The following is a 9,937-nucleotide window of genomic DNA, read 5'->3' as shown; positions in this document are numbered from 1 at the left end:
ATCAAGGCCATCGTGCACTTCGACACGAAGAAGGACGACCAGGGCGACCGCGACATCAGCATCGACAGCACCAAGAACAGCCTCGCCTCGTTCAAAAAGCTCGCCGCCAACCCGATCTTCAACGTCAAGCTCGGCTGACCCACACGAACAACGCAAAGCGCCGCCCGGAACCCCGGGCGGCGCTTTCTGTCACACGGTGAGACCCTGGCCGCTGCGGCCCCGGGCGCCGGCGACGGGAGATCGGCCCGATCCCCGCGATTTCCACACTCTTGACTTGATCAATTATCGTGCGTCGGCACACCCGACGGAGGGACCACCGTGTCGAACCAATCCCGCGAGAAGCGCCGCAAGTCGCCGCTCTGGGCAAAGATCGTGCTCACCCTGGGCGTCGTGCTGATGGTCGTGGGCGGAAGCACGTTCGCGGTCGCCAAAGTCGCGGAGAGCAAGGTCAAGGACGCGATCCCCGACCATCAGCTGGTGGTCGACCCGACAGCCACTGCGGAGAAGCACGTCGACATCAAGGGTGCCAAGAACATCCTGCTCGCCAGCCTGGACACCCGGCCGAGCTGGTCGAAGACGCACAAGGCGAGCCACACCGACTCGATCATCCTCTTGCACATCACGGCGGACCACAAACGTGCGTACATGCTGTCCATCCCGCGCGACCTGCTGGTGGACATCCCGAAGTACGACAACGGGAAGTACAAGAACAACGAGCACCAGGACAAGATCAACGCGGCGTTCACCTTCGGCAGCCTGGGTCTCGACGGCGACGCCGCCATCACGCACGGCATGACGCTGCTCACCAAGACGATCAAGCAAAAGTTCGGCATCACGCCCGACGCCATGGCCGTCGTCAACTACGACGGATTCAAGGACATCCTCGCGCAGATCAAGAAGGTCTGCATGTACGTCGACGAGAACGTCACCTCGATTCACGTCGGCCGCACCAAGTCCGGCAAGCCCGCCGTGCCGTTCACGACGACGGCTGCCGGCACGAACCCGCGGCCCAACTACGTCGACGGCGAAAAGGTCATCCCGAACACCTACAAGATCGGTAACCGGTGCTTCAACCCCATCGAAGCGCTGGACTTCGCACGCCAGCGTGACTTCCTCAAGCCGTTGAATGACGGTGACTACGGGCGTCAGCGTCACCAGCAGCAACTGCTCAAGGCGATCATGAAGACCACCGTGAGCCAGGGCCTCAACTCGCCGGCCAAGCTACCCGGCCTGCTCACCGCGGTCGGCAAGGCGATGACCGTGTTCCAGGAGGGCATCCCGCTCACGGACTGGGCCTTCGGCATGAAGGGCCTCAACCCCGACAACATCATCACGCTGAAGACCAACGCCGGCAAGTTCCACGCGGTCGAGTCCGCACCGGGAGTCGGTTCGGCCGAGGGCCTCGATGCCGACAGCGTCGCGATGTTCGAGGCTGCCAAGAAGGACGCACTGGAAAGCTTCGTGCTCACACACCCAGACTTCGTCCCCAAGGGCTGATCCCCGGCAGATCTCGGGTACCCCGTTCCCAGGCAGGGCCTCGGCCCGCTCCGCCGCAAGGGCCTCGGGTATCCGAGAACTGGTCGAGTAGACAACCATTCGTGCTTGCACCCTCCACCATTCGTGCTTGCACCTGATTGTCGCCGCCCGAGACCGAAGGGATAACCTGGCCGTTATGCCCGGCTCGCGCACGCTCCGCATCGGCACCCGAAACTCACCCATGGCCCTGGCCCAGGTCGAACGGGTCCGCCAGTTGTTCGCCGCGCGGTATCCCGACCTCGCGGTTGAAGTCTTGTCGATGACCACCAGCGGAGATCGCTGGCAGGGCAGCCTCGCCGCTCTGGGCGGCAAGGGCGCGTTCACCAAGGAGGTGGACAGCGCGTTGCTCGCCGGGGAGGTCGACCTCGCGGTGCACTGCGTGAAGGACGTTCCCGGGGACCGGCCCGCGCCGGCCGGCACGGTGCTTGCCTCCTATCTGGCCCGTGATGACGTCCGCGACTGCCTCGTGCATCCGGGCGGCACCCGTCTCGAGGACCTGCCCGCGGGTGCCCGCATCGGTACGTCCGCGGTGCGCCGTGTCGCCCAGCTCGCCCTGCACTGGCCGCACCTGAATCCGGTGCCGATCCGCGGCAACGCCAACAGCCGCCTCGCAAAGCTCGACGCGGGCGAGGACTACGACGCGCTGATCCTGGCCGTGGCCGGGTTGGAGCGGATCGGCCGGCAGGACCGCATCACCCAGGTTTTGGACGTCGACACGATCGTGCCGGCGGTCGGCTCCGGCACCCTGGTCCTGCAGTGCCGCGAGGACGATCCCGACACCCGGGATCTGGCGGCCAGCCTCGGTGACCAGCGCACCTGGCAGGAGACCGTCGCCGAGCGCACGATGCTGCACATCCTGCAGGGCTCCTGCCATTCCCCGATCGCTGGTTACGCCCGGACCGAACCGGACGGCCGGATCAGCCTGCGGGCCCGGGTCATCAGCCTCGACGGCAAGATCGTGCTGGACGTCCACGAATGGGCGACCGATCCGATCACCCTCGGCACCTCCGTGGCCGCCGCCCTGCTGCGTCAAGGCGCCCGCGACCTTCTCGCCTGACGCACAGGCCACCCGGCCGCAGGCCACCCGGCCGCAGGCCACCCGGCCGCAGGCCACCCGGCCGCAGGCCACCCGGCCGCAGGCCACGCCCACCGAGGAAAGACGCAACAGGGTCACCCCACAAACGTCACGCACGCCCGGAGAAACACACACGGCCACCCTTGGCCGAGCGCCACACACGCCGGGCGAAGGCGCGCAAGGCCCCCCGACCAAGCGCCTTCGTGGCGGACCTGAATGGCGGCATCGTCGGCACCACACACGCCGAGCGAAAGCGCACAAGGCCACCCCCGACCAAGCACCTTCGCCGCGGACCCGGAAGGCGGCATCGTCGGCACCACACACGCCGAGCGAAAGCCCACAAGGCCACCCCCGGCCGAGCCCCCCACAGCCGCCGGGGGCAGAACACAGGGCACCCGGTCGAACGCCCTGCACCGCCGGGAAAGACGCTGAAGGTCACCCGGTCGAGCGCCACGCGCGCCGGAGACAGTCGAGCGCTGGACGGTAGCCTCACCGGATGAGCGGAACGGAAGACGCGGCCCAACTGGTCGAGGTAGGTTCGGGGATTCACGCCTGGGTCCAGCCGGACGGATCCTGGTGGCTGAACAACGCGGGAGCGATCACCACCCCGTCAGGGCAACTGGTGGTCGACACCTGCGCCACCGAGACCAGGGCCCGGCGGTTTCTGGACGCGCTGAGCACGGCCACCGGCCGGGCACCGAAGCTTGCGGTCAACACTCATCAGCACGGCGACCACACGTACGGAAACAGTCTTCTGCCCGCGGGGACCGTGCTGATCGGCCAGGAGAACATGCGCGAGGGTCTGCGCACCGACCCGATCATCGACGGGTGCCCGCCGTTCTGGAGTCCGGTGCCGGACTGGGGGGACGTGCAGCGCCGCCTGCCGGACATCACCGTCACCGACGCCCTCACCGTGCACCTCGGTGACCGGCGGGTCGAGCTGAGGCATCCGGGCGGGCCCGCCCACACCACCGGTGACCTGGTCGCCTGGGTGCCGGACGAGCGGGTGCTGTTCACCGGCGACCTGGTGTTCGCCGGGCTGACCCCGCTGGTCTTCATGGGTTCGGTGAGCGGCGCACTGGCGGCCGTCGACTGGCTGGCCGAGTTCGGGCCGCGGGTCGTGGTCCCCGGCCACGGGCCGATCCTGACCGGCGACGACATCGCCCGGGTGCTCGACGAGCACCGCCGCTACTACCGTCTGATCCTGCGGACGGGTGCCGCCGGCATCGAGAACGGGCTCTCCCCGTTGGAGGCCGCTCGCGCCGTGGACCTGGGTGAGTTCGCCGGGTGGGCGGACGCAGAGCGCCTCGTGCTGAACCTGCACCGGTTCTACGCCGATCACCACGGTTCCGAGCTCGACCTGATCGCCGCTTTCAGCGACGCGCTCAACTACAACGGCGGTCCACTCCCGACCCACGTCTGACGGGGCGGAGGACGTACCGAAAAAGCGATGTCGGCGGCGAGCGAACCGGCAAACGTACCGGAAACGAAGTCAACGGCGAGCGAAGCGAGGAACGGACCGGAAACGCGAAGTCAACCGCGAGCGAACCGAAGAACGGACCGGAAACGCGAGGTCAGCGGCGAGCGAGCTGACCCGCGCCGCCCCCACCAGCTGGGGAAACGCACCGAAAGCGAAGTCAGCAGCGCCGGGCAAGGTGGCCGATGATGTCAGCCTTCATCTCCACCTCGCCCGGCAGCACGCGAAGGATTCGTTCATACACCTCGCCGCGATCGGCCGCCGGAAGCGTCAGATACGCGGAGATGGTCGAGAGATGCCCGACATAGTCGCGCGCACTCACCCTCAGCCGCCGCTCGATCACGACCTGCCGCACGTCGTCGAAGTGCGGTGACTTCCGCAGCTCCGTACCCGGCCACTGCATCTCCTGCTCCGGCGGCGTCCCGTCCGGCGACGGGAATTCGTCGGTCTCCAGGTACGGCGCCCGGGCCGCCTGGACCGCCTCCCGGAGTTCCGGGTCGGCCAGTTCGGCCGGCCCGCCGAACGAGGCGATCACCCCGCCCGGTTCCAGCCAGTCCGCTACGCGCTCCCAGCGGCCTTCCGGCTTCGTCCAGTGCAGCGCCGCCGCCGCGTAGACCAGCCCGTAGCGCTGTTGCCCGACCGGAAGGTCCTCGAACGCCGCGCAAACGGTCCGGACGTCCGCCGGCACGTGTTTGCGCAGCTCGGCGAGCATGGCGGCGTCCGGTTCGCTAGCGGTGACCGCGATACCGGGCCGGGCGAAGAGCCGGGTCGCCTTGCCCGTCCCCGCCCCGATCTCGAGCGCGGTCCGGACGGGCCGCCCGGCATACGTCATCACCAGGTCGAACAGTTCCTCCGGATATCCGGGCCGGAACCGCTCGTAGGCTCCCGCCACGGACCCGAAACTCAACGCTCGCACAGGCACGCCGCGCATCCTGGCACAACCAGGGCGCCCGAGGCTCGGCGTTTTCGGCCGAAACAGGGAGGCGGCATCGGGTCTGGTGAATCTCCGGCCGACCACATAGGGTGATCGCGTGGACATCGACACGTCGGTGCCGCATCCGGCACGCAGGTACAACTACTGGCTGGGCGGCAAGGACCACTTCGCCGCGGACCGCGAGTCCGGGGACGCGATCGCGAGGGCGTTCCCGATCGTGGTCGAGCTGGCCCGGGCGAACCGGGCGTTCCTGCGCCGTGCCGTCACCTTCCTGTCCGAGCAGGGTGTCCGCCAGTTCCTCGACATCGGCACCGGTCTGCCCGCGCCGGACAACACGCACGAGGTCGCGCAGCGGATCGCGCCGGACGCACGGGTCGTCTATGTGGACAACGACCCGATCGTGATGACCCACGCCCGTGCGCTGCTGCAGGGCGACCCGCGCGGCCGCACGGCGTACCTGGAGGCCGATCTGCGCGACCCCGAGGCGATCCTGGGGCACCCCGCGCTCAAGGAGACCCTCGACCTGACCCGGCCGGTCGCCCTGCTGCTGGTCGCCGTCCTGCACTTCGTCCACGACGACGAGCAGGTCGCCGCGGTGGTCCGTCGGCTGCGAGACGCCCTGCCGTCCGGCAGCTACCTGGTCCTCACCCACGGGACCATGGACTTCAGCAGTCCCGAGGGGATCCGGGCGTACGAGCAGATGTTCGCCCGCGGCGGCACGGATGTCCGGGCCCGTTCCCGTTCGATGATCGAGACCTACCTGACCGGGCTGGAGATCGTCGAGCCGGGCATCGTCCGGGTCAGCGACTGGCGCGCCGAGGACCGCCCGGAGGATCGTCCGGTCAGCGACAACCTCGGCATCTACAGCGTCGTCGCCCGCAAGCCGTAGCGACGCATCACCCGGCTCTTCACTACTCTCTGTGATGTCGACCGTCTTGACATAGCAGGATTTTTAACCAATGCTGGATAAGTCCGATTCCCCCGGAATGCCTGGTCATCCCCCGCGCACGTCATCGCCAGGCTAAGGAGTTCCCGCATGTCCTACGCCCTCGACGAGGCAACGATGCACGCCCGCTGCACCGCCACGCTGGCCGAGCACTCCTCGCCGAACCGATTCGTCGCCCTGGCCCTCGGCACCTACGACCCGATGGCCGACGTCGCCCGCACGGTCGAGCGCATGGTGTTCGAGGAGTCGTTCGACCTGGACGAGGCGACCATGGTCGCCGAGTACTCCCCGTACGAGAAGTACAGCTACTTCTTCCTGGTTCTCGACCGGGAGACCGGACTGCCGGCCGGCGCCGCCCGGGCGATCGACGGGGGCGGCAAGACCCTCGACGACGCGCCCGCCCTGATCGGCCGCACGCTGCACGACGTCGTCTACGCGCACAACATGCACGACGGCGGAAAGATCTGGGACTTCGCGACGCTCGCCGTGCTGCCCCGCTACCGCGCCGACCGCAACGGCCTGACCGTCAGCGGCATGCTCTACCGCTCCTTCATCAACGCGGGTCACCGCTGGCATGTCCGCCACGTCGTCTGCATGCTGGACCAGGCCGCCTACCGCAACCTGGACATGTTGGGCACCCGGTTCAGCGCGCTGGCCGGCTCCGAGCCGTTCGAGTACCTCGGCTCGGCCGCCAACCGCGCCCTGTACATCCCGTTCGACGAGATCGCCCGCTCCATGGGTGACCAGGCGGAACTGCTGAACCAGCCGGAGGTCCCCGACGCCGACGGCCGCCGCCGCCCGGGCCGCCGCCGCGTCACGGCCCGCCTGGCCAGCCAGGTCTCCTCCGGCGACGAACTCGACCCGCACATCGACCTGCCCGGCTTCGAGCGCCGCCGCCACCCCCGCTGAAATTCAAGATCATTCGCCGGTACGGCCTGGGAGCCCCGCTTCCAGGCCTCGCGGCCCAAGCCCCGTGACGGTGGTGCGCGACGTAGTCGCCGCTTACCACCGCCACGCGACTCCCGGCGGTCTCCCGGCGACCGTGGTCACCACGGCACCGGACCGGCGTCCTCGAAGAAGCCGCCGGTCGGCCCGTCGTCGGGCAGCGTCGCGAGCCGGATCGCGGTAGCCGCACCCTGTTCCGGGGTGCGGTGACCGCTGAACCCGTTCAGATCGGTCGCGCAGTATCCCGGACAGGCCGCGTTGATCAGAATTTTGGTGCCGCTCAACTCCCTCGCGTACTGCACGGTGACCGCGTTGAGAAAGCTCTTCGACGGCGAGTAGGCGGCGGCGATCGGACCCATCTCGGCGCCCGGCGCGGTCTGCCGGGCCAGCGACCCGACACTGCTGGACACATTCACGATCCGGGGCGCCGCCGAGCGCCGCAGCAGCGGCAACATGGCGTTGGTGACCCGGACGACCCCGATCACATTCGTCTCCACCACGGTCCGGATGATCTCCGGGTCGACCAGGGTCGGCTCCTGCGGCCGCCCGCCGGTGATCCCGGCGTTGTTGACCAGCGCGTCGAGCACACCGAACCGCTCCTCGATCTCTCCGGCCGCCGCGCTCACGCTCGAATCGTCGGTCACGTCCAGCGGCACCCCGAAAGCGTCCACCCCCGCGGCGCGCAACTTCTCCACGGCCACCGCCAGCCGCCCCGCGTCCCGAGCGCCCACCCCGACGCTCCACCCGAGCGCGCCCAGGCCGGCCGCGATCTCGAATCCGATCCCTTTGTTCGCCCCGGTGACCAGCGCGATTCTCCGTTCGCTCATGTCATGATCCTGTCCGGTGACCGTGTCGGATGGCCAACACCGATCCGGTCACCGGCCATACCCCACGGGTATCGTGGCCGCCATGGAGACGCGCGAGCTGCGATACTTCGTCGCCGTCGCCGAGGAGCTGAACTTCGGCCGGGCCGCCCAGCGGATCGGGATCGCCCAGCCCCCACTCTCCCGGGCGATCAGCCACCTCGAACGACGCCTCGGCGTCACGTTGCTGACCCGCACCAACCGCGGCGTCACCCTCACCGACGCCGGAACGGTGCTGCTACGCGAGGCCCGCGCGGCGATCGACGCGGTCGAGGCCGCCGAACGCCGCACCCGCCGGGCCGCGACCGGCGCACCCGGACTGGTCCTGGTCGCGAAGGCGGGCGCCACCGCCGAACTGCTGGCGAAACTGCTCGACGCCTACGCCGCCGAACCGGACGCGGTCCCGGTCGACATCCTGCTCTGCGGCATCGCCGAACAGGAACGGATGCTCCGCGACGGCCGCGCCGACGTGGCCCTGCTGCACCTGCCGTTCGACTCGACCGCCGCCTTCGACACCGAGGAACTCGGCACCGAGAACCAGGTGGCGATCCTGCCGGCCGGGCATCCCCTGACCCAGCGTTCCCAGGTTCGCCTGGCCGACATCACCGATCTGCCCGGCCTGCCACTCCCCCGCTGGCCCCGCCGGGACGGCGGCTACCCGGACGGCCCGGGTCCCCAGGTCCGCGACGGCACCCAACTGCTCCAACTGGTCTCCCTCGGCCGCGCCTGCGCGATCCTCCCGGAGTCCTGCCGCGCCCAGCTTCACGCCGGCCTCACCGCGATCCCGGTCCTCGACGCCCCACCGGTCACCACGGTCCTCGCCTGGCCACCACACAGCCGCTCCCGCGCCCTGGCCGCCCTGGTCCGAACCGCCACCCGTCTCTGACCCGTTCGCCCTCCGCTACTTCCCGCTGGTCTTCGCCGGGCGAATGCGCCGCGCGCGAAGGCGCCGTCGCAAGAGAGGCAGCCAGGGAGACACTCCGATCAGGAACAGCAGCGTCAGCAGCGGCAGGCGCCACCACGGTGAGATGGCAGGTGCCGGTGCCGGCGGCATCGGCCCCGTCCACGGGAGCGCCGTCTTGGACCAGGCCAGGAAGGCATCGCCGACCGGGACGAAGCCGAGGGCGTACCGCTTGGTTCCGGGAGTGGAGAGTGGAAGACCGGCGAACTCACCGAAGCCGGCCAGCGCCGCGGCCAGGGAGTCGTCGCCCTGAGCCTGGGCGGCGCCGAGCGTGACCACCGTCGTGGAGAGGCTGACGCCGAGCAGCAGCGGGCCGGAGTCGACGTCCGCCGGGCCGTCCGAACCTCGCGGGTATTCGCGGATCGCCGGCCCGAGACCGAGTGGGCGAGCCAGGAACTTCTCACGGAACAGCAGGTACTGCGCGCGGGCGAAGGCCGGGTCGACGTCGACCAGGAACCGTTGGATGATCGCCTGGGAGGTCCCCCGGGCACCGGTCACCGGCGCGCCGGTCGACGCGTCCACGTAGTGCGGCAGCAGACCGGTCGCGGGATCGAGCAGGCCACGGGCCCGGTCCACCCAACGGTCCACGGTCGGCGCGAACCGCGACGTCCCGGTCACCGAGTCCGCCAGCCGCAACGAGGCGACGGCGACCGTCGAGTCGCAGGGCCACGCCTGGCCGGGGTACGCCGCGAGGAACGGCGTGGCCGACGCGTCGAAGGCGGCCGCCAGCGCCTGGGAGTCCGCCGCGAAGCGGGCCCGTTGGGCGGGATCGTCGCGCAACGTCAGCAGCCCGCCGCGCAGCCAGTTGGTCCAGCCCGCGTAGAAGACGCCGTACGGCGGGACGGCCGCCGGGTCGAACGGTGCCCGCCCGGCCGCGGACTCCACCCGTGACAGCGCCCAGGCGGCCTCGTCAGCGGCCCGGCCGGGGTCCACGCCACGCCGGCCGAGCTCCACCCAGGAGAGGCCGTAGAGGACATTGAGGAAGTAGTACCCCTCCGGGAAGAGCGCCTGAGCGTCGGTGTCGGCGCCGTGCTCCAGCTTGTCGCGAAGGAACGCGAGCTGACGGCGTACCCCCGGAGGCTCTTGATGGTGATCTTCGGCGATCGCGGGAGCGATCAGCCGGACCGCGCCGGCCAGCGCGATCAGGGTGAGGATCACGGGGATCACTTTCCGGAGCACTGGCACCGGATCACCCTACGA

The 9,937-nt window shown here is 69.6% G+C and carries 9 protein-coding genes; 6 read left to right on the top strand and 3 right to left on the bottom strand.

The genetic code is table 11. From position 1 onward, the window contains the following. Positions 1-318: 318 nt before the first annotated feature. The 3 genes from CHC09_RS44175 to CHC09_RS44165 all read left to right on the top strand — a co-directional run bounded on the left by CHC09_RS44175 (position 319) and on the right by CHC09_RS44165 (position 4,034). Complete coding sequence (locus tag CHC09_RS44175) at positions 319-1,497, top strand: LCP family protein (RefSeq protein ID WP_239138931.1); 1,179 nt, start codon at positions 319-321, stop codon at positions 1,495-1,497. Positions 1,498-1,672: 175 nt separating this feature from the next. Then, entirely contained in the window at positions 1,673-2,593 is a 921-nt protein-coding gene (gene hemC / locus CHC09_RS44170) for a hydroxymethylbilane synthase (RefSeq protein ID WP_089299257.1), read from the top strand. 514 nt (positions 2,594-3,107) lie between these two features. Beyond that, positions 3,108-4,034: an MBL fold metallo-hydrolase gene (locus CHC09_RS44165; protein ID WP_089299256.1), complete on the top strand. Its 927-nt coding sequence runs from the start codon at positions 3,108-3,110 to the stop codon at positions 4,032-4,034. Positions 4,035-4,248: 214 nt separating this feature from the next. Here the strand turns inward: CHC09_RS44165 and CHC09_RS44160 are convergent, their stop codons facing one another. After that, positions 4,249-4,980: a class I SAM-dependent methyltransferase gene (locus CHC09_RS44160; protein ID WP_307833965.1), complete on the bottom strand. Its 732-nt coding sequence runs from the start codon at positions 4,978-4,980 to the stop codon at positions 4,249-4,251. A gap of 145 nt (positions 4,981-5,125) precedes the next feature. On the opposite strand from CHC09_RS44160, the gene CHC09_RS44155 reads away from it, so the two are divergent. Further along, positions 5,126-5,911 (top strand): SAM-dependent methyltransferase, encoded by a 786-nt coding sequence (locus CHC09_RS44155; protein WP_089299263.1) that lies wholly within the window; start codon positions 5,126-5,128, stop codon positions 5,909-5,911. A gap of 147 nt (positions 5,912-6,058) precedes the next feature. Further along, the gene (locus CHC09_RS44150; RefSeq protein ID WP_089299254.1) at positions 6,059-6,877 is read left to right on the top strand and encodes a hypothetical protein; all 819 of its coding nucleotides are present in this window, start codon (positions 6,059-6,061) and stop codon (positions 6,875-6,877) included. A gap of 137 nt (positions 6,878-7,014) precedes the next feature. Here CHC09_RS44150 and CHC09_RS44145 read toward each other — a convergent pair whose 3' ends face one another. Beyond that, positions 7,015-7,740 carry an SDR family oxidoreductase gene (locus CHC09_RS44145; RefSeq protein ID WP_089299253.1) on the bottom strand — a complete coding sequence of 242 codons (726 nt, stop codon included), beginning with the start codon at positions 7,738-7,740 and terminating at the stop codon, positions 7,015-7,017. Between the two features lie 82 nt (positions 7,741-7,822). Here CHC09_RS44145 and CHC09_RS44140 point away from each other — a divergent pair, with 82 nt between their 5' ends. Next, positions 7,823-8,662: a LysR family transcriptional regulator gene (locus tag CHC09_RS44140; RefSeq protein ID WP_089299262.1), complete on the top strand. Its 840-nt coding sequence runs from the start codon at positions 7,823-7,825 to the stop codon at positions 8,660-8,662. A gap of 15 nt (positions 8,663-8,677) precedes the next feature. Here the strand turns inward: CHC09_RS44140 and CHC09_RS44135 are convergent, their stop codons facing one another. Next, entirely contained in the window at positions 8,678-9,922 is a 1,245-nt protein-coding gene (locus tag CHC09_RS44135; protein WP_089299252.1) for a hypothetical protein, read from the bottom strand. Positions 9,923-9,937: the final 15 nt, after the last annotated feature.

The sequence above is a fragment of the Actinoplanes regularis genome, assembly GCF_900188005.1.
Classification (GTDB): domain Bacteria; phylum Actinomycetota; class Actinomycetes; order Mycobacteriales; family Micromonosporaceae; genus Actinoplanes; species Actinoplanes regularis.
The sequence above is the reverse complement of the archived record's forward strand: the minus strand, read 5'-3'. Positions and strand labels throughout refer to the sequence as shown.